Below are 19686 nucleotides of genomic sequence, written 5' to 3' on the forward strand. Positions count from 1 at the left end.
ATCCGTGGGATTGGTGCACCGAACGCATGTATTTGTCGGGCGCATCGGCGATCACGCCTGCGTACGTACGCCACCGTGACGGGGAAGACTGCGCGCGTGGATGATTCGGATCAGAAAACATGAAAGTCAACAGAACGCAACGGAAAACCAACACGATTGGCCTTCTGGTACGAAATCGCCGATCAAGAGTCGGCATTGCCCTGCGAACGTGCTGTACCGAGTTCTAGTTTTAGCTTCCATGAAGCCTCTGGTGATTCGCAGCGCCGTGGTGGCTGCACTGGGCGGTCTGATTTTTGGGTTCGACACCGCGGTCATCTCGGGTGCCGAGGAACAGATCCAGCACGTCTTCGCTCTCAGCGATGCCAAGTTGGGGTTCACCGTCACCACCGCCCTCATCGGAACGATCGTCGGAGCACTGACCGCGGGACGGCCCGCCGACCGCTACGGACGCAAGAAGGTCCTCTACGCCATCGGCGTCTGCTACGTGCTCGGCGCGCTGGGCTCGGCGCTGGCCACGGACGTGGAGATGCTGATGGCTTTCCGGTTCCTCGGTGGCCTCGGCGTCGGCGCCGCCAGTGTGTGTGCCCCGATCTACACCGCCGAAGTGGCTCCGGCGGCTCACCGCGGTCGATTGGTGGGTTTGGTGCAGTTCAACATCGTGTTCGGCATCCTGCTGGCCTACGCATCCAACGCGATTGTCCGGGCTCTCGCGGATGATGAGCACGCCTGGCGCTGGATGCTCGGCGTGATGGTTATTCCCGCCGTGGTCTTCCTGTTGCTGTTGCCGACGGTTCCCGAGACGCCGCGCTGGCTCGCGACTGCCGGCCGCTGGGATGAGGCCACTGTCACCTGCAACCGTCTGTGCTCGACGCCGGAGGAGGCCACCTTCGAGATGGCCGAGATCCGCTCGTCGTTGGCGGCCGCCGTGAACGCGCCGTCGGTGCCGTTCTTCACCCCCGGACACCGAAAAGTCATCCTGCTGGCGGTAGCGATCGCGTTCTTCAACCAGATGTCGGGTATCAACGCGATCCTGTACTACGCGCCGCGGGTCATGCAGGAGGCGGGCGCGAGTACCAGCGCCGCATATTGGATGAGCGTCGCTGTCGGCGCGATGAATCTTGTTGCCACCATGGCCGCCTTGTCGGTGATCGACAAGATCGGCCGCCGCAAGCTGATGATCGTCGGTTCGATCGGGTACCTCATCTCGCTGGGCTTCCTCGCCGGGGTGATGTTCTTCTACGAGGACTTCCGCGGCGGCGCATTCACCAGCACCTCGTCGGTGTTGGTGCTGGCCGGTCTGATGGTGTTCATCGCCGCGCACGCGTTCGGGCAGGGTTCGGTGATCTGGGTGTTCATCTCCGAGATCTTCCCCAACCGGATCCGGGGGCGCGGGCAGTCGCTGGGCAGCCTGACGCACTGGGTGTTCGCGGCGATCACCTCATTCGCGTTCCCGCCGATCATCGGTGCGTTCGGCGGAGGTGTCGCGTTCAGCATCTTCTTCATTGCGATGATCGGCCAGTTGGGTTGGGTGTTGAAGGTCATGCCTGAAACCAAGGGCGTGCCACTGGAAGAGGTGGAGGCCAGACTGGGGCTCATGAACGAACCGGGCGATCCGTTCGCAGCGACGGGCCGTTGATGACCGCGCGCGTGCTCAGCCTCGGTGAGGCGTTGATCGACGTCGTCATCCGGCCCGGGTCCACCGAGGAACACGTCGGCGGTAGCCCGCTCAACGTCGCGGTAGGTATTGCCACGCTCGGGCATCCGGCGAGCATTTGTGCGCACTGGGGCATGGATGCCCGAGGGGAACTGCTGCGGCAACGCGCGGAATCGGCGGGACTGGACATCGTCGCCGGCACCGACTCGGCGGAAAAGACGCCTGTGGCGTTCGCTCATGTCGACGAACATGGGCACGCCACTTATGATTTCGACCTGACGTGGGAAGTCCCGCCGATACCCGACGTTTCCTCGTTCGGGCATCTGCACACCGGCAGCATCGCGGCCACGCTCGAACCCGGAGGTTCGGCCGTCGTCGATGTCGCCAAGCGGATGAAGGGGCACTGCACCGTCTCCTACGACCCGAATATCCGGCCGGCGCTGATGAAATCCCCCGACGCGGTCGTGGACCGCGTCGAACAGATGGTCGCGCTGTCCGACGTGGTCAAGGCCAGCGACGAAGACTTGGCCTGGCTGTATCCCGAAACGCCAGTCGAAGACATCATGCGCAGGTGGGTGAAGATCGGTCCGGCCATGGTCGTGATCACCCGCGGACCATGGGGTGCCTACGCGTTGCTCGCCAGCAATCGGGACATGCTGCATCTCGACCAACTGACCGTCGAAGTGGGCGACTCCGTCGGTGCCGGCGACTCATTCATGGCGGGGTTGATCTCGGGGCTGATGGATGCCGACCTCCTCGGCTCGTCTGAAGCGCGCCAACGGCTTCTCGCGGTCGATTGGTCCGATGTCCAGCCCGCCCTGCACCGAGCCGTCATCACCAGTGCGCTGACCGTCAGTCGCTTCGGTGCCTACGCACCGACGATGGCCGAGGTACGGGCGGTTCAGGCGGCTGATCCGATGCTGCGCTGAACAGCTGCGCCGGCCTGTACGCTGCGGGGATCCCGACCGGCGACCTGCCGCCAGGTGGCATTCGGCTGGTGAGCTGGACAACAATGTCTCGACCAGGCCATGTCCGGATTGCGACGCAACCGCGAACATCGTGACACCCATCGGCGGTACGTCAGCGCGAGTGACCGATTGAGAGGTATCTATGTCGGCCGACAACGACCGGCTCATGTACTCCCGCGACCCCAAACACGCCAAGGAACCTGCGACCTACGGCGGGAATGACGCTCTGTTCGGTGGGTCCGTCACGCCATTGAGCGAGGTCCGATCACGGGACGGTGAAATGACGGCGGCAGGGCCGCCCATCAGCGAGGCACCGGCCCCGTCGGTGATGGCTCCGGACCCGACCGAGGCCGAGACCACCACCAAGATCCAACCGATCCCGCCGCGACCCCCGTGGCCTCCTCAGGACGGCCTGCAGCCGGTCGACAGCTGGTCGGGGGTCGGTACCGGAGTCGGTTTGAGCGAGCACCGAGCTGTCGACAACCTCGCACGGGTCGGTGTGCGGCCGACGGTCAAGATGCATTCGCAACGGGGTTGGCGCGGGTTGCTGTACCGCACCACCCGCGTGAATCTGGGCTTGTCGCGCGACGAGCGCTACGAACTCGACCTGTATGCGCGGATCCGCCGCAACGCCAGGGAGGCATACCAGATAGGGGTCTTCGGCCTCAAGGGCGGCGTCGGGAAGACGGCCATCACCGTCGCACTCGGGTCGATGCTGAGCAAGGTGCGCGGCGACCGGATCTTGGCCATCGATGCCGACCCGGCCAGCGGCAATCTGGCCGACCGGGCCGGTCGGCAATCCTCGGCGACCGTCGCGGATCTGCTCGCCGCCGAAGATCTGTCGCGCTACAACGACGTGCGCGGGTTCACCAGCATCAACGAGTCGAAGCTCGAGGTGCTGTCGAGTATGGAGTACAGCGCGGCGACCCGCGCATTCAACGACGCCGACTGGAAAGCCGCCACCGACATCGTGTCGCGGCACTACAACCTGGTTGTCGCCGACTGCGCGGCCGACATGTTCCAGCCCGCGGCCCGCGGCGTGCTGAGCTCAGTTTCGGGAGCCGTGATCGTGGCCAGCGCCTCGATCGACGGCGCGCGTCAGGCCGCCGTAACGCTCGACTGGCTGTGGCAGAACGGCTACCGGGACCTGCTGAACCGCACCTGCGTGGTGATCAACCATATCGGCTCAGGCCGACCCAACGTCGACACGGGCGCACTCGTCACGCAGTTTCAGAAGCATCTGCCACCGGGTCGGGTGTTCGTCCTGCCCTGGGACAAGCACGTTGCCGGCGGCACCGAGATCCATCTCGACCTGCTCCGGCCACGGTTCCAGCGGCGCATCCTCGAACTCGCTGCTGCGTTGTCCGACGATTTCGACGGATCCATCGCCACCTGATGGCGAGTTCCGGTCTCCACCGCCGGGTGGTTCAGGTCAGCGAATCCAGCCGCGGCGGCGCAGCCACCAATCGCGACCGACCAGCGCTACGAGCAGTATCGCAAATCCGATGAGGAAGACGTCCTCGACGTGTCCGACGTGGTTGCCGCGGAGCATCACCAGCAGGAAAGCCGCGGAGAGCAGGCCACCGATGTGGATGACCTTGATGTTCTCCTTGGACCAGCCCCAGGCCGCTGAAGGCACGTCCTCGACGTCGACGCCGTTGTGTCGCTCCACTTCGGTGCTGGCCACGGTTGCTCCTCACAGTCGGGCAGGGACTGCAGACATTCTGGCATACGACACTGCGTCGTATGTCGACCGGCACCGGTCATCTCAACTGTTGGTATCGGCGCAACGCTTCACGCCGTTCCTCTGCGTGGTCCACGATCGGCGCCGGGTACTGCTCGGGCCGTGCCTCGCCGAGCTTGTGTACGTCGGCGACCTCGGCGAGCTCGGGCACCCAACGCCGGATGTACTCGCCCGCGGGATCGAACTTCGCGCCCTGCACGGTCGGGTTGAACACCCGGAAATATGGAGCAGCGTCGGTGCCGCACCCGGCGACCCACTGCCAGCCATGCTGATTGTTGGCCACATCGCCGTCGGTGAGCTGGTCGAGGAACCATCGCGCCCCCCACTGCCACGGCAGGTGCAGGTCTTTGACGAGAAATGACGCGGCGATCATCCTGACCCGGTTGTGCATGAAGCCGGTCCGGGCGAGCTGGCGCATCCCGGCGTCGACGATCGGGAAGCCCGTCATCCCGGCGGTCCAGGCGTCGAACATGCGCTGCGCGTCGGGTCCGTCATCCACCTCGATCGAGGCCAGGCCGCGATTCCAGCTCTGCCAGGCACTTTCGGGCCAGTGGTGCAGCACGGTGGCGTAGAAGTCGCGAAAAGCCAGCTCCCGCAGATACGCATCGGCGTCCGCGCCGAGATCGACCGCCATCGTGCGCGGGTGGATGGTGCCGAACTTCAGATGGGCCGACATCCGGCTGGTGGTGTCGAGGTCGGGACGGTCGCGGTCGGTGGCGTAGCCGGGCAGCGACGTCTCGACGAACTTCCGCCACTGCGTCGTGGCCGCGAGCTCACCCGCGGGCGCGTCCAGCCGGCCGGGGATGTCCGGGATCTCGGTCGCGCCGGGCAGCCCGGCCGGGTCGATCCACCGCGCCGAGTCGGGCCCCGAGGCGGCAGGAGCGCGCCACCCATGGTCGCGCCAGGCCCGATAGTACGGGGTGAACACCTGATAAGGCGCGCCGTCCTGCTTGCTGATGCGCCCGGGCGAGACCAGGTAGGGCGAGCCCGTCGCGCACAGCGATACGTCGGCGAGCGCGGTCCGCACGGCGTCGTCGCGCCGCCGCCCGAACGGTGAGTAGTCCTGTGAGACGTGCACCGAATCCGCTCCCACGCCCCGGGCGAGGCGTGGAATCTGCTGCTCGGGCCTGCCCTGTACCACCAGGAGCCTGCCGTCCAGGCGCGCCCGCAGCTCGTGCAGCGACCGGTAGAGGTAGCGCAGGCGGCGATGTCCCGCCGATGCGGTCAGCCGTGGGTCGAGCACGTAGCAGGCGAGCACCTCGGCGTCGTCCTGCGCGGCGGCCAGCAGGGCGGGGTGGTCGGCCAGGCGCAGATCGCGCCGGAACCACAGCAAGGTGGGCATGCCTCCGATGGTGCCCGAACCGAACGGACCGGAGGTCGGGCAGCTGCCATGCACCACAGTGACACTTGAAGTGACCGTCATAATGATGTCATGATGACATCATGGATTTGCAGCCGTATGTGGACGCCGTCCGACATGAACTGGCGGTGGCGGCCGCTGCGGGTGGTACTGAAGCTGAGGCGCTCGCGCAGCGGCTGACCGCGCCACTGGACTCGGCGCTACGGCTCGCGTTGCTCGAAGCCCTCTCCGAGGCCGCCGAGCACATCACGCGGGAACTCGCGCCCGGGGCCGTGCACGTCCGGCTCGACGGCAGGGATCCGGAGTTCGCGGTGGAGCTCCCAGAACCCACGATGTCTCCGGTGCCCTCGGGCGCCGAGATTCCCGACGACGACGCGGGCGGTACCTGGCGCGTCACCCTGCGGCTTCCCGAGAACCTGCGCGCCGGGGTCGAGGCCGCGGCGCGTGGTGAAGGCATCTCGGTGAACGCCTGGCTGGTGCGTTCGGCGAGCGCGGGCCTCGGTGGATCCGCCGGCCGAACCCGCAGCGGCGGCAAGAATTTCAGCGGCTGGGTCCGCTGAACCGATCGATCGACAGGAGAATGCGATGCCCACATTTCACACGCCCGAACCCATCGCGGCCGACGTCGAGGTGGCGGCGGGCGTCGTCCACGTGCGCGCGTCGCAGCGTGACGACACCGTGGTCGAGGTCGCGCCCCGCGACCCGAGTCGGCCTTCCGACGTGCGGATCGCCGAATCAGCACGCATCGACTACCGCGACGGCGCGCTGACCGTCAGCACGGGCCGGCGAATGCTGTCGCTCGGTCGCGGGGGAGCGGTACGCATCGACATCGTCCTGCCTGCCGGATCCCGGCTGAAGGTATCCGCCGCGTCGGCCGACACCGAGGCCGACGGCAGCTACTCCGACTGCCGGTTCGCGACCGCCAGCGGCGACGTACGCGTCGATTCCGTGACCGGAAACCTCAAGGCGGACAGCGCATCCGGTGACATCGCGATCGGCAGATTGGTGGGTGACGCGCGCATCGCGACAGCGTCGGGCGATGCGCGCATCGACCACGTCGAGGGCGACGTGAAATACCAGGCGGCCAGCGGCAACCTCGGCGTCGGCACGTTGCGAGGCCGTCTGACGGTCCAGGCGGCATCGGGATCTGTGACCGTCGCCGTCGCTGCCGCCGGTGCGCTCAGTGCGCACACCAGCAGCGGCGAGGTTCAGGTCGGCATTCCGGAGGGCACCGCCGCGCGGCTGGAGCTCACGACCGGCTCCGGATCCGTCGACGACCGGCTGGGAGCGGCCGATGGACCGCTCGCCGGAGACGACACCCTGATCGTGCACGCCCGCACCGGCTCCGGTGACATCTCGATCCGTCGCGCGACGCCCACGCCTGCCGGGCGCAACTAGTCGGGATCGAACCGGAACACCGTCAATCGTCCTGCCAGCGCCTCGAATTCGTCGGGTGTTCCCTCGAGCACCAGGCCGCTGCGCTTGGCGAAGCCGACGCCCACCGGAACCTTCACGGCGAACGTGCGCAGGATCGGGCGGGAGTCTTCGGGACTGAGTTCGACGATGCGGACCCGGCGAGACCGGCGTCCCCTGGTGAGGGTGCCGGCGCCGGCGGCCCGGGCGTTGGCCGCCCAGTCCGAGCCCGGATAGCCGGCGACGGTGTACAGGCCCCCATCGTGGTCGAACGGGGTCATCGGGGTGCTACGGGGTTGCCCGGTGCGGCGGCCGGGCACGGTCAACACCATGGCGGGTCCCGTCGGAATGCCCAGGCGTTGCACCGCCATCATCACCTTGTTCATGGGCTTGAGCCAGCGGGGCGGGGTTGGTTCGGACATGTGTGTGCTCCTTGTTCTTCGAGGACGCGGGTCGTTTCAGGGCACCGTCGTTTCAGGGCGCCGTCGAGAACCGGTCCCGGTTGTCGGCGGCCCAGCGGGCGAAAGCCGTTGCGGGACGGCCCAAGATCTTGTCCACCTCGTGGGTGACCAGTGCCGGCCTGCCGACGGTGTCGGCCAGCAGCGCCAGATACGCGTCGGCGAACGCCGCGGGGAAGCCGACCGCGTGAAATCGCTGCCGCACCGCGGCCGGCGGCACCTCCTGGTAGCGCAGCGGCCGGCCCAGGGCGGTGCCGAGGGCGGCCACCAGCTCGGTATTGGTCAGCGCCTGTGGCCCGGTCAGTGGAATACGTTGCCCGACAAGGTCGTCGGTGAGCAGAGCGACGGCCGCCACGGCCGCGACGTCGGCGTCGGCGATCACCGCGATCGACGCGTCGGCGTACGGACCGTTCACCACGTCGCCCGCGGCGAGCTGCGGTGCCCACATGCCCGCGAAGTTGGACGCGAAGATCGTCGGCCGCAGGCTCACCCACTCCAGGCCCGACGCCACCGCCGCGTGTTCACACTCGCGGTTGCGGTCCCCGCGTACGCGGGACGGCTGGCGGGCATCGTCGTCGTCGGCATTGATCGCCGACAGCGCGACCAGCCGACGTACCCCGGCGGAGCGGGCCTGTTCGACCGTCGCGGCCAGTTCGGCGCCGAGCGCGCGGGAATTGAGAAAGACGGCGTCGGCCCCGGCCAGCCCGGCCGCCGCGGTCGGCTCCACCTCGACTCCGGCGGGCAAGCCCGCCGGGGCCGGATGCCTGCTGACGGCGCGCACCCGGGCGCCGGCGGCGACGAGTTCGGATACCAGTGGACGCCCGACGTTGCCCGTGGCGCCCGTGACGAGAATGGTGGTGTTCATGCGATCAAGGACGGGGTGGCCCTCGGGAAAGTTACAGCGCAGCGCCGGTAACTTTCCGGGCCGGCATTTCGTCGTAACGGCATGAACGAATCCCTGGTCGAGGCGGCGTGGCGGGAGCACCGCCCGTACCTGGTCAACCTCTGCTACCAGATGCTCGGTGACATCGGTGAGGCCGAAGACGTTGCGCAGGAAGCGTTTCTGCGGCTGGCGCGCCGTGAGCAGCCCGGGACGGTGGAGTCCACCGTGTCGTCGGAGCCCGACCCGGCCGACCGCGCGACCCTCGACGACCAGGTGCGGACCGCATTGTTCGAAGTCCTCAACCGGCTCAGCCCGGGGGAGCGGGTCGCGTTCGTACTGCACGACGTGTTCGCGGTGCCGTTCGACGAGATCGCCGAAACGGTCGGCAGGCCGGTCGGAACCTGCCGACAGCTCGCCCGGCGGGCCCGCATCAAGTTTGCGGATGTCACACCGCATCGGGTCGACGAACACGCGGAGGCCGGCGGTGTCACCGCGGACGAGCACCGCGTCGTTCTGGAGAAGTTCATCGCCGCCTGCGCCTCCGGCGACGTCGTCGCGCTCGGCGCCGTGCTCGATCCCAGCGTGTGGGGAGTCGGCACCATCCTGGCCGAGCCCGCCCCACCCCAACAGGTCAACCACGGCCGCGACGCGGTCGCCGCCAATCTCTTGCTCTACCTCGGGCCGGGCGTGACCCTGGTCGGCGGGCCCGCCGGCGAACCGGTCCTGCTCGCCTACACCCGCCGCAGGCTCTTCGCCGTGGTCGTACTGACCATTCGCGACGGCCTGATCCTCAAGATCGACGCGACGGCCGATCCGTCGGCGCGAAACCAGTAATGCGTGGTTGGGGACGCCGCCCACCGCGCGGCACAATGTATCGGTGACGGAAAAACAGCGCGTGCTGGTTCTCGGCAGTACCGGGTCCATCGGCACTCAGGCGCTGGAGGTCATCGCCGCCAATCCCGACCGCTTCGAAGTGGTGGGTCTGGCTGCCGGTGGCGGCAATCCGGAGTTGCTCGCGGCGCAACGCGCCGAAACAGGTGTCAGCAGCGTCGCCGTCGCCGATCCGGCCGCTGCCGCACAGGTCGGTGAGGTCACTTACACCGGGCCCGATGCCGTCACCCGGCTGGTCGAGAACACCGAAGCCGACGTCGTGCTCAATGCCCTGGTCGGAGCGCTCGGCCTGGAGCCCACCCTGGCCGCGCTGGCCACTGGCGCGCGGCTGGCGCTGGCGAACAAGGAATCACTGGTGGCAGGCGGGCCGCTGGTATTGAAGGCCGCCGCTCCGGGTCAGATCGTCCCGGTCGACTCCGAGCATTCGGCGATGGCACAGTGCCTACGCGGGGGAACCGCCGACGAGATCGCCAAAATCGTCCTCACCGCCTCCGGCGGGCCGTTCCTGGGTGCCTCGGCCGCAGACCTCGAAGCTGTCACCCCCGAACAGGCCGGCAAGCATCCCACCTGGTCGATGGGACCGATGAACACGCTGAACTCGGCGACCCTGGTGAACAAGGGCCTTGAGCTCATCGAGACCCACCTGTTGTTCGGCATCGACTACGACCGCATCGAGGTCGTGGTGCATCCGCAGTCGATCGTCCACTCGATGGCCACCTTCACCGACGGTTCCACCCTGGCCCAAGCCAGCCCGCCGGACATGAAACTGCCGATCGCGCTGGCCCTCGGGTGGCCGGCCCGGGTTCCCGGCGCTGCGGCTGCCTGCGATTTCAGCACGGCTTCGACCTGGGAATTCCTGCCGCTGGACAACGAGGTGTTCCCCGCAGTGGAGCTGGCGCGGTATGCCGGGCAGCGGGGTGGCTGCTTGACCGCGGTCTACAACGCCGCGAACGAAGAGGCTGCTGCGGCGTTCCTGGACGGCCGCATCCGGTTCCCGGCGATCGTGCACACAGTGGGTGACGTGTTGCACGCTGCCGACCAGTGGGCCGCCGAACCCGCTACCGTGGAAGACGTACTCGACGCGCAACGCTGGGCCAGGGGTCAGGCGCAACGGGCTGTCGAGCGGGAATCCGTCAGAAGAGGTCTCGTTACCAAATGATGTTTGCACTCGGTATAGCGGCGTTTGCGCTAGCCATTCTGGTCTCGGTGGCCCTGCACGAATGCGGGCACATGTGGGTCGCGCGGGCCACGGGGATGAAGGTCCGGCGCTATTTCGTCGGCTTCGGCCCCACCCTGTGGTCGACCAAGCGACCCAATGCGCTGGGCGAGACGGAGTACGGCGTCAAGGCCATCCCACTGGGCGGGTTCTGCGACATCGCCGGCATGACCTCGGTGGAAGAGATCGCCCCCGAGGATCGGCCGTATGCGATGTACCGGCAGAAGGTGTGGAAGCGCGTCGCGGTGCTGTTCGCCGGGCCCGCCATGAACTTCATCATCGGGCTCGTGCTGATTTACGCCATCGCGGTGATCTGGGGGCTGCCCAACCTGCACGCTCCCACCGGCGCGGTGGTCGGCGACACCGGCTGCCTGACCAGCGAGGTCAGCAAGGGGCAACAGGGTCCCTGCGTTGGCCCGAGCCCGGCTGCGCAGGCCGGTATCAAGCCTGGCGACACCGTGGTCAAGGTCGGCGACAAGGATGTGAAGACCTTTTCCGAGATGGCCGCGGCGGTGCGCAAGGCCAACGGCCCCACGCAGATCACCGTCGAGCGCGACGGTAAGCCGATCACCACCACGGTCGACGTCACCCAGACCCAACGGTTCATCGCCAAGGACGGCTCCAGCGAGGCGACCCCGGCTCAGGTCGGCGCGATCGGGGTGAGCGCGGCCCAATTCGGCCCCACGCAGTACAACGCGCTGACGGCGGTGCCCGCGACGTTCACGTTCACCGGTGACCTCTCGGTCGAGCTGGGCAAGTCGCTGGCGAAGATCCCGACCAAGGTCGGCGCGCTGGTGCACTCCATCGGCGGCGGGCAGCGCGACCCCGAAACCCCGATCAGCGTCGTCGGCGCGAGCATCATCGGCGGTGAGACCGTCGAGGCCGGCCTCTGGGTGGTGTTCTGGTTCTTCCTGGCCCAGCTGAACTTCGTGCTCGGCGCGGTGAATCTGGTGCCGCTGCTGCCTTTCGACGGCGGTCATATCGCGGTTGCCACGTACGAGAAGCTTCGTAACATGATCCGCTCGGCGCGCGGCAAGGTGGCTGCCGGTCCGGTCAACTACCTCAAACTGATGCCCGCCACGTACGTGGTGCTCGCGGTCGTGGTCGGCTACATGCTGCTGACCGTGACCGCGGACCTGGTCAACCCGCTCAGCATCTTCCAGTAGGAGAGACCCCTGTGACATCGATCGGTTTGGGTATGCCCGCACCGCCGCCGCCCGTCCTTGCGCCCCGGCGCAAGACCCGCCAGCTGATGGTGGGCAACGTCGGCATCGGAAGCGACCACCCGATCGCCGTGCAGTCCATGTGCACCACCAAGACCCACGACGTCAACTCGACACTGCAGCAGATCGCCGAGCTGACCGCGTCGGGCTGCGACATCGTGCGGGTGGCCTGTCCTCGCCAGGAGGATGCCGACGCGCTCGCCGAGATCGCGCGGCACAGTCAGATCCCGGTGATCGCGGACATCCACTTCCAGCCCAAGTACATCTTCGCCGCGATCGACGCGGGATGCGCGGCCGTGCGCGTCAACCCGGGCAACATCAAGGAGTTCGACGGCCGGGTCAAGGAGGTCGCCAAGGCGGCGGGGGACGCGGGGATCCCGATCCGGATCGGCGTCAACGCCGGCTCGCTCGACCCGCGGTTGCTGAAAAAGTACGGCAAGGCCACCCCGGAGGCACTCGTCGAATCCGCGCTGTGGGAGGCGTCGCTGTTCGAGGAGCACGGCTACGGCGACATCAAGATCTCGGTCAAACACAACGACCCGGTGATCATGGTGGAGGCTTACCGCCAGCTGGCCGCGCGGTGTGACTACCCGCTGCACCTCGGGGTCACCGAGGCGGGCCCGGCGTTCCAAGGCACCATCAAGAGCGCGGTGGCCTTCGGGGCGCTGCTCAGCGAGGGCATCGGCGACACTATCCGGGTGTCGTTGTCGGCGCCGCCGGCCGAGGAGGTCAAGGTCGGCAATCAGATCCTGGAGTCGCTGAACCTGCGGCCGCGGGGCCTGGAGATCGTGTCGTGCCCGTCGTGCGGGCGGGCACAGGTCGACGTGTACACGCTGGCCAATGCGGTGAGCGCGGGTCTGGACGGGCTTGAGGTTCCGCTGCGGGTGGCCGTGATGGGATGTGTGGTCAACGGTCCCGGTGAGGCGCGCGAAGCTGACCTGGGCGTGGCATCCGGCAACGGCAAGGGCCAGATCTTCGTCAAGGGTGAGGTCATCAAGACCGTCCCGGAGGCCCAGATCGTCGAAACGCTGATCGAAGAGGCGATGCGACTGGCTGAACAACAGGGTTCAGGCGATGCAAGCGGTTCCCCGGTGGTGACCGTAAGCTGAGTGTGACCCTGTGAGTAGGGTCACCACCGCCCGGGTTGAGCAGAGAGAATCGCCGATGTCGGCTCCGCCAATTTTCCGTCTTGTCGATGAGCGACGGGTATCGGTGGTGCGCGACGCTGCTGCGGTGCTACAGGTGCTCGACGAGGATCCGGTCGGGTCGTGCATGGTGGCCTCGCGCGTCGCCGAGCACGGGGTCGAACCCGGTGCGATCGGCGGTGAGCTGTGGACGCGTCGTCGCGTCAGCGAAGCCCTGTGTTACGCCGGTCCCAACCTGATTCCGTTGCGGGGCAACCTCGAGGATCTGAAGGCGTTCTCCGACAAGGCGATGAGTGTGCCGCGGCGCTGCTCATCGCTGGTCGGCCACGCTCAGCTGGTGCTGCCGATGTGGCAGCGGCTGGAAACGGTCTGGGGCGCGGCCCGCGATGTGCGTGAGCAGCAGCCGTTGATGGCCCTGACCGCCATGCCGCAGTGCCAGATCGACCCGGCGGTGCGGCCAGTACGAATGGAAGAGCTCGACGCCTATCTGGTGGCGGCGATCGACATGTTCATCGGTGAGGTCGGTGTCGACCCACGGATGGGTGACGGCGGCCGGGGGTATCGACGTCGCATCGCCGGACTGATCGCCGCGGGGCGCGCGTGGGCCCGGTTCGAACGCGGTGAGGTGGTGTTCAAGGCCGAAATCGGTTCGCAGTCACCAGCCGTCGGGCAGATCCAGGGTGTCTGGGTGCGCCCGGACTGGCGTGGGCACGGCCTGGGCACCGCGGGAACAGCCGCGCTGGCAGCTGCGGTGGTCGCCTCAGGTCGTATCGCGAGCCTCTACGTCAACGACTACAACACAGTCGCGCGGGCCACCTATGCGCGGATCGGCTTCGATCAGGTCGGCGTCTTCGCGACCGTGCTGATGGACTGAGCTGGGCGCTCTCGCCACATCTGTCACAGCAGCACCGGAAAGCGTGCGCGGCCACGTGCGCCGCTCGCGTGCATCTCATTTCGATCACGGTGCGCCTCCAACCATTCTCATCCTGGAGTTCATAACATCAGCCTCAATGGCAACGCGAACATCATCAGTAACACGGACGGCGAGCTTGTTGACCGCGGCGATGGTCGTGGCGGCTGTGGCGCTCAGTGCATGCACGCCGCGGCCGGACGGCCCGGAACCGGCCGCAGAGAAGTTCTTCGCGGCTCTGTCCACCGGTGACGCCGCAGCCGCATCCGCACTATCCGACAAGCCTGCCGAGGCCAAGACCGCGCTGACCGAGGCGTGGGCTGGACTGCAGGCCACCCGGCTCGACGCGCAGATCCTGGGATCGAAGTACGCGCAAGACACCGGCAGCGTCACCTACCGGTACACCTGGCATCTGCCGAAGAACCGCACCTGGACCTACGACGGTCAGCTCAACATGGTGCGCGACGAGGGACATTGGGAAGTCCGTTGGAGCGCAACGGGTTTGCACCCACGGCTGGGTGAACACCAGACCTTCGCGCTACGTGCCGACCAGCCCCGCCGCGCATCAGTCAACGAACGAGGCGGCACCGACGTGCTGGTTCCGGGCTACCTGTACCACTACGGGCTGGATGCGCGGACGGCCGGTGTCGCGCTGATGTCGACGTCCAAGGCGGTTGCCGACGCGCTGCGCCCCTTCGATCCGACGATGGATGCCCAGCAGCTGGCCGAGCAGGCCAGCTCGTCGGCCCAGCCGCTGAGCCTGATCACGCTTCGGCAGTCCGACCACGACCGTGTCGGCCCTGCCATCGACGCGTTACCCGGAGTCGTGGTCACGTCGCAGGACGAGATGTTGCCCACCGACGAGACGTTCGCACCCGCGGTCGTCAACGAGGTCAAGAAGGCAGTGGTCGACGACCTCGACGGGCAGGCCGGCTGGCGAGTCGTCACCGTCAACCAGAACGGCGTCGACGTCGACGTCCTCAACGAGGTGCCCGGCAACCCGGCGCCGTCGGTGACCATCAGCCTCGACCGGGCCGTGCAGAATGCCGCCCAGAACGCGGTGAACACCACCGGCCGCAAGGCGATGATCGTCGCGATCAAACCGTCCACCGGAGAGATCCTGGCCGTCGCGCAGAACGGCGCCGCCGACGCCGACGGACCGATCGCGACCACAGGCCTGTTTCCGCCGGGTTCAACCTTCAAGATCATCACCGCGGGCGGTGCGATCGAACGCGATATGGCCAACCCGAACACGCTGCTGGGGTGCCCCGGCACACTGGAGATCGGCCACCGCATCGTCACCAACTACGACGCGTTCGACCTCGGCGTGGTGCCGATGTCGCGGGCCTTCGCCAATTCCTGCAACACCACGTTCGCCGAGCTGGCGAGCAAGATGCCGCCACGGGCACTGAACGAGGCGGCCGCGCAATACGGCATCGGCCCCGACTACCACGTCGATGGCATCACCACGGTCTCCGGGTCGGTGCCGCCGACTGTCAGCCTCGCCGAACGCACCGAGGATGGGTTCGGCCAGGGCAAGGTGCTGGTCAGCCCGTTCGGTATGGCACTGGCCGCCGCGACCGTGGCAGCAGGCAAGACGCCCGTGCCGCAGCTGATCGAGGGGCACCAGACAACCATCGACGGCGCCGGCACGCCGATCACGCAGAAGATGGTCGACGGCTTGCGGCCGATGATGCAGTTGGTGGTGACCAACGGCACGGCCAAGGACATCAACGGATTCGGCGATGTGCGCGGCAAGACCGGTGAAGCCGAATACAACGGCGGCTCACACGCATGGTTCGCCGGCTACCGCGGGGATCTGGCGTTCGCGGCGCTGATCGTGGGCGGTGGCAGTTCGGAGTACGCGGTGCGGATGTGCAAGACGATGTTCGAGGGATTGCCGCCGGACTACCTGGGGTGATCTGCGGTAGCGCCGATCCCGGTAGCCTGGACAGGTCATGACCGGGATCAATGAGCAATCGGTGGAGCTGCGTGTCTCGGACGCGGACCGCAATGGCACGTTGCGGCGCCTGCACAACGCCGTCGCACTCGGTTTGATCGCGATCGACGAATTCGAGGAGCGTTCGGCTCTGGTGTCGCGGGCGCGGCTGCAGGCTGACCTCGACACGCTGGTGGGCGATCTGCCCGGGCCGGGAGCGGTCGTGACGTCGGCGGCCGACCGGGTCGAGCTGCGCGGCGTCATGGGTTCGCTCAAACGGCACGGCGAGTGGACCGTGCCGACCCGTCTGGCGTTGGTGCGGCGCATGGGTTCGGTCGAACTGGATCTCACCCGGGCTCGGTTCGCCGGACCGATGGTGGTCATCGAGCTCGACTTGAAATTCGGCTCGCTGGAGATGCGGTTGCCCGACGGTGCGAGTGCGTCGATCGACGATGTGGAGGTGATCGTCGGCAGCGCCGCCGATCATCGGCGCGACGCACCCGCCGACGGAACCCCGCACGTCATCCTCACCGGCCGCGTGGTGTGCGGCTCGGTGGACATCCGTGGCCCACGCAAGGGCTGGTTCGGTCGCGGCACACGTAGCTAGCGGGTCGAGCATCGCCAACCAGGACGCCCTCCCCCCGGACGGGTCCACTGGTCGCCCGGCGAGCACGGCCGATCGGTACCCTGACCGGTATGTCTGTACGTTCTGCCTTGCGCCCCGGCGTGCTCTCACCGACCCTGCCGGTGCCCAAGTCGATTCCGCGTCCTGAGTACGCATGGAAGCCGACAGTCCAGGAGGGTAGCGAACCCTGGGTGCAGACGCCCGAGGTGATCGAGAAGATGCGGGTCGCGGGTCGTATCGCGGCTCAGGCCCTGGCCGAGGCGGGCAAGGCCGTCGCTCCCGGCGTGACCACCGACGAACTCGACCGGATCGCCCACGAGTACATGATCGACCACGGTGCTTATCCGTCGACGTTGGGCTACAAGGCATTTCCCAAGTCCTGCTGCACGTCGCTGAACGAGATCATCTGCCACGGCATCCCGGATTCGACCGTGATCGAGGACGGTGACATCGTCAACATCGACGTCACCGCTTATATCGACGGGGTGCATGGGGACACCAACGCGACCTTCCTGGCCGGCGACGTCTCCGAAGAACACCGTCTGCTCGTCGAGCGCACTCATGAGGCCACCATGCGGGCCATCAAGGCCGTCAAACCGGGCCGTGCGCTGTCGATCGTCGGGCGCGTGATCGAGTCATATGCAAACCGGTTTGGCTACAACGTGGTTCGCGATTTCACAGGGCACGGCATCGGCACCACGTTCCACAACGGTCTGGTGGTGCTGCACTACGATCAGCCGGCCGTGCAGACTGTGCTCGAACCGGGCATGACCTTCACCATCGAACCCATGATCAACCTCGGCGGCCTGGACTACGAGATCTGGGACGACACCTGGACCGTGGCCACCAAGGACGGCAAGTGGACCGCACAGTTCGAGCACACGCTGGTGGTCACCGAGGACGGTGCCGACATTCTCACCTTGCCGTGACCTTTTTCCCGCGAGCAGACACTGAGGTCCCCGTTTCCTCGGCGTGTCGGGGACATTCACGTCTGCTCGCGCGGGAAAAGTGAGCGGTGCACTGCTGGTCGCCGGCACCACCTCGGACGCCGGAAAATCGATGGTGGTCGCCGGTCTGTGTCGGCTGTTGGCGCGCAGGGGAGTGCGAGTGGCGCCGTTCAAGGCGCAGAACATGTCCAACAACTCGGCGGTCACCGTCGACGGCGGCGAGATCGGCCGGGCCCAAGCAATGCAGGCCCGCGCTGCGAGGCTGGCACCGCACACCCGGTTCAATCCGATCCTGCTCAAACCCGGATCCGATCGCACCTCGCAACTGGTGGTCCGCGGTCGCGTCGCCGGATCGGTGGCCGCCGGCGACTACTTCACCCATCGGGACCGGCTCGCCACTGTGGTGGCCGACGAATTAGCCTCGCTGCGAGCCGAATTCGACGCGGTGATCTGTGAAGGCGCCGGATCGCCCGCCGAGATCAACCTGCGCGCAACCGATCTGGCGAACATGGGACTGGCACGCGCCGCGCACCTGCCGGTGGTCCTGGTCGGAGACATCGACCGCGGCGGACTGCTGGCACACCTGCACGGCACCGTCGCGGTCCTCGAACCCGCCGACCAGGCACTCATCACAGGATTCATCGTCAACAAGTTTCGGGGTGACCCGGCGCTCCTGCAACCCGGTTTGCGACAGCTGCAGGAGCTGACCGGCAGGCCGACCTACGGCATCGTCCCGTTTCACGACGGAATCTGGCTGGACACCGAGGACTCGGCATCGGTACTGGCCGGTGGGCTGGTCGGCCCGCTGCAGCCACCGCGCGGCGCGCAGACCTTGACGGTCGCGGCCATCCGGCTGCCACGCATCTCCAACTCCACCGATATCGAGGCGCTGGCGTGCGAACCAGGTGTCGACGTGCGGTGGGTGGCCGACGCGGCGGACCTCAGCAGTGTCGATGCCATCGTGATCCCAGGCAGCAAGGCCACCGTCAGTGATCTGGCCTGGTTGACCGAGCGAGGCCTCGCCGAGGCGATCCGCACGCACGCCCTGCGAGGCCGGGCTGTGCTGGGAGTGTGCGGCGGGTTCCAGATGCTGTGCCGCCGGATCGACGACTCCGTAGAAGCGGCAGCGTCCGATGCGGTCACTGTCGAGGGCCTCGGACTGCTGGCCGCCGACATCGTGTTCGAACCGGAAAAAACGTTGCGGCACTGGGAAACTCCGCTATACGGCTACGAGATCCATCACGGCAGGCTGGTCGGCGCCGAGGAACAGGATTGGCTCGGTGTGGGCATCCGGCGCGGTGCCGTCTACGGCACGCACTGGCACGGCCTCCTCGACAACGACGCGGTACGCCGAGCCTGGCTCACCGAGGCTGCCGAGGCCGCGGGGCGCACCGGATTCGTCGTTGCCGACGACGTCGACGTCGCCGCGCGGCGCGACGCACAGCTGGACCTGATGGCCGATCTGCTCGCGGCGCATCTCGACACCGACGCCGTCATGGACCTGCTGACCTACGGTCCGCCGCGCCGACCCACCATGAGCACGGCGCTGCACGGGCCGAGTGAGTAGCCTAGGCCCATGATCGGGGTCCGCATAGGTGTGCCATTACTGGCAGTGCTGCTGCTCACCGGTTGTGCATCCATAGTGTCGGGCACCCCGACTTGGCCCGGCGCGACCCTGGAGAAGGTTCTGCTCACCGCAGAAGATTTCCCGGCCGGAGTGCAGTACGACCGCATCATCGAGAAGCCCGGCGAGCCCGATGGCGCAGGTGCGCCGCCGGCCATGTTGTCGAATCCACAGGGCTGCTCCGACGGGCTCACCCGGGTCATCGCGCGCTCGGCCGAGAGAGGCCCGGGCAGTGCGGGCAAGTACGTGGTGTCCTACGACGGTGCGCGCATGGTCATCACCGTGCTGAGCTCACCGCTGCCCCTTGACCAGCTCGACGCGACCGCGCAGCGGTGTGCGCAATTCCGCACCTTCTTCGACCCGGCCGACGAAGGCATCCTGATCACCACCACCAAGCTGCCGACAGAGCGGCCGTCGGAGCTGGTCTACCAACAGACCATGCAGCTGGGCGGGGCGGAGAGCAGTGCCTACTTCGCGTTCGAGAACGTCGGGTCCTGGTCGGTGTTCGGGGTCACCTTCCCGACCCACAACCCGGCCATACCCGTCAAAGCCACGTTGCCGCAGACCTTTCTCGACGCGTTCGACCACCAGGTGCAGCGCATCCAGGCTCGATGACATATCCGCTCTGCCAGAACCGTTTACGTCAGCGTCAAGGACCGGCTGATTCCCACCCGCATACCAGCACC

The 19686-nt window shown here is 67.3% G+C and carries 19 protein-coding genes; 15 read left to right on the plus strand and 4 right to left on the minus strand.

Annotated elements, in window-relative coordinates; all coding sequences use genetic code 11:
• The first annotated feature begins 100 nt into the window (after nucleotides 1-100).
• From H276_RS0102235 to H276_RS0102245, 3 genes are all read left to right on the plus strand, one after another.
• Nucleotides 101-1636 (plus strand): sugar porter family MFS transporter, encoded by a 1536-nt coding sequence (locus H276_RS0102235; RefSeq protein WP_255327452.1) that lies wholly within the window; start codon nucleotides 101-103, stop codon nucleotides 1634-1636.
• A complete protein-coding gene (locus tag H276_RS0102240; protein WP_019969679.1) occupies nucleotides 1636-2583 on the plus strand; it encodes a carbohydrate kinase in 948 nt (315 codons plus the stop codon). The genes H276_RS0102235 and H276_RS0102240 overlap by 1 nt, the downstream gene beginning before the upstream one ends.
• Nucleotides 2584-2764: 181 nt before the next feature.
• The gene (locus H276_RS0102245; protein WP_019969680.1) at nucleotides 2765-4018 is read left to right on the plus strand and encodes a MinD/ParA family protein; all 1254 of its coding nucleotides are present in this window, start codon (nucleotides 2765-2767) and stop codon (nucleotides 4016-4018) included.
• Nucleotides 4019-4054: 36 nt separating this feature from the next.
• Here H276_RS0102245 and H276_RS0102250 read toward each other — a convergent pair whose 3' ends face one another.
• Together H276_RS0102250 and H276_RS0102255 are read right to left on the minus strand one after the other, a co-directional pair.
• Nucleotides 4055-4309 (minus strand): DUF2631 domain-containing protein, encoded by a 255-nt coding sequence (locus H276_RS0102250; RefSeq protein ID WP_019969681.1) that lies wholly within the window; start codon nucleotides 4307-4309, stop codon nucleotides 4055-4057.
• Nucleotides 4310-4385: 76 nt separating this feature from the next.
• The gene (locus tag H276_RS0102255) at nucleotides 4386-5708 is read right to left on the minus strand and encodes a deoxyribodipyrimidine photo-lyase (protein WP_026356496.1); all 1323 of its coding nucleotides are present in this window, start codon (nucleotides 5706-5708) and stop codon (nucleotides 4386-4388) included.
• Nucleotides 5709-5809: 101 nt separating this feature from the next.
• On the opposite strand from H276_RS0102255, the gene H276_RS0102260 reads away from it, so the two are divergent.
• Together H276_RS0102260 and H276_RS0102265 are read left to right on the plus strand one after the other, a co-directional pair.
• A complete protein-coding gene (locus H276_RS0102260) occupies nucleotides 5810-6286 on the plus strand; it encodes a hypothetical protein (RefSeq protein ID WP_019969683.1) in 477 nt (158 codons plus the stop codon).
• 25 nt (nucleotides 6287-6311) lie between these two features.
• Nucleotides 6312-7124, plus strand: coding sequence for a DUF4097 family beta strand repeat-containing protein (locus H276_RS0102265; RefSeq protein ID WP_019969684.1), 813 nt, complete (start codon nucleotides 6312-6314; stop codon nucleotides 7122-7124).
• On the opposite strand, the gene H276_RS0102270 is transcribed toward H276_RS0102265, so the two are convergent.
• Nucleotides 7121-7561, minus strand: coding sequence for a nitroreductase family deazaflavin-dependent oxidoreductase (locus H276_RS0102270; protein WP_019969685.1), 441 nt, complete (start codon nucleotides 7559-7561; stop codon nucleotides 7121-7123). The genes H276_RS0102265 and H276_RS0102270 overlap by 4 nt on opposite strands.
• 52 nt (nucleotides 7562-7613) lie before the next feature.
• Nucleotides 7614-8462, minus strand: coding sequence for an NAD(P)H-binding protein (locus H276_RS0102275; RefSeq protein ID WP_019969686.1), 849 nt, complete (start codon nucleotides 8460-8462; stop codon nucleotides 7614-7616).
• 81 nt (nucleotides 8463-8543) lie between these two features.
• On the opposite strand from H276_RS0102275, the gene H276_RS0102280 reads away from it, so the two are divergent.
• The 10 genes from H276_RS0102280 (at nucleotide 8544) to H276_RS0102325 (ending at nucleotide 19615) form a co-directional block, all read left to right on the plus strand.
• Nucleotides 8544-9314 (plus strand): sigma factor-like helix-turn-helix DNA-binding protein, encoded by a 771-nt coding sequence (locus H276_RS0102280; protein WP_019969687.1) that lies wholly within the window; start codon nucleotides 8544-8546, stop codon nucleotides 9312-9314.
• 43 nt (nucleotides 9315-9357) lie between these two features.
• Nucleotides 9358-10530 carry a 1-deoxy-D-xylulose-5-phosphate reductoisomerase gene (gene dxr / locus H276_RS0102285; RefSeq protein ID WP_026356497.1) on the plus strand — a complete coding sequence of 391 codons (1173 nt, stop codon included), beginning with the start codon at nucleotides 9358-9360 and terminating at the stop codon, nucleotides 10528-10530.
• Nucleotides 10527-11753, plus strand: a complete 1227-nt coding sequence (locus H276_RS0102290; RefSeq protein WP_019969689.1) for an RIP metalloprotease — start codon at nucleotides 10527-10529, stop codon at nucleotides 11751-11753. Before dxr ends, H276_RS0102290 begins: the two co-directional genes overlap by 4 nt.
• Before the next feature lie 32 nt (nucleotides 11754-11785).
• A complete protein-coding gene (gene ispG, locus H276_RS0102295; protein WP_019969690.1) occupies nucleotides 11786-12919 on the plus strand; it encodes a flavodoxin-dependent (E)-4-hydroxy-3-methylbut-2-enyl-diphosphate synthase in 1134 nt (377 codons plus the stop codon).
• Nucleotides 12920-12974: 55 nt separating this feature from the next.
• Nucleotides 12975-13829 (plus strand): GNAT family N-acetyltransferase, encoded by an 855-nt coding sequence (locus H276_RS0102300; RefSeq protein ID WP_026356499.1) that lies wholly within the window; start codon nucleotides 12975-12977, stop codon nucleotides 13827-13829.
• A 190-nt stretch (nucleotides 13830-14019) separates the two neighbouring features.
• A complete protein-coding gene (locus tag H276_RS0102305) occupies nucleotides 14020-15786 on the plus strand; it encodes a penicillin-binding transpeptidase domain-containing protein (RefSeq protein WP_019969692.1) in 1767 nt (588 codons plus the stop codon).
• A gap of 37 nt (nucleotides 15787-15823) precedes the next feature.
• On the plus strand, nucleotides 15824-16411 hold the full coding sequence (locus tag H276_RS0102310; protein ID WP_019969693.1) for a DUF1707 domain-containing protein: 588 nt from the start codon (nucleotides 15824-15826) through the stop codon (nucleotides 16409-16411).
• An 89-nt stretch (nucleotides 16412-16500) separates the two neighbouring features.
• Nucleotides 16501-17358, plus strand: coding sequence for a type I methionyl aminopeptidase (gene map / locus H276_RS0102315; protein ID WP_026356501.1), 858 nt, complete (start codon nucleotides 16501-16503; stop codon nucleotides 17356-17358).
• Nucleotides 17359-17488: 130 nt separating this feature from the next.
• Nucleotides 17489-18943: a cobyric acid synthase gene (locus tag H276_RS0102320; protein WP_051111370.1), complete on the plus strand. Its 1455-nt coding sequence runs from the start codon at nucleotides 17489-17491 to the stop codon at nucleotides 18941-18943.
• A gap of 9 nt (nucleotides 18944-18952) precedes the next feature.
• Nucleotides 18953-19615, plus strand: coding sequence for a hypothetical protein (locus H276_RS0102325; protein ID WP_026356502.1), 663 nt, complete (start codon nucleotides 18953-18955; stop codon nucleotides 19613-19615).
• Nucleotides 19616-19686 lie beyond the last annotated feature (71 nt).

It is taken from the genome of Mycobacterium sp. 141 (assembly GCF_000382405.1).
In the GTDB taxonomy this organism is placed as follows: Bacteria; Actinomycetota; Actinomycetes; order Mycobacteriales; family Mycobacteriaceae; genus Mycobacterium.